At 66.3% G+C, this 261-nt stretch carries 1 protein-coding gene; it reads right to left on the minus strand.

Translation table 11 applies throughout. The features are described from left to right. On the minus strand, positions 1–261 hold a 261-nt coding region (locus A2J03_RS08105), incomplete at both ends, for an aldehyde dehydrogenase family protein (RefSeq protein ID WP_156520265.1).

The following is a 261-nucleotide window of genomic DNA, read 5'->3' on the forward strand; positions in this document are numbered from 1 at the left end:
GTAGTAGTTGAGTACTGCAAGCGCGGGAGTCTGCTGGAGCATCCCCACCATCGAATAGGGGGCGCCCATCTCGTCGGAGATCACCGCGGTCAACTCGGCGCTACGCGCTTCGATCAATTTGGCGGCGCGGGCAAGAACCTGTGCTCGTTCGGTGGGTGAGGTGCGGGCCCATGGACCCGAGTCGAAGGCCGTACGCGCTGCGGTCGCAGCGGCGTCGATGTCAGCCGGAGCGGCGACCGGAGTACGGCCGACCCGCTCTTC

The sequence above is a fragment of the Rhodococcus sp. EPR-157 genome (assembly GCF_001647195.1).
Taxonomy (GTDB): Bacteria; Actinomycetota; Actinomycetes; order Mycobacteriales; family Mycobacteriaceae; genus Rhodococcoides.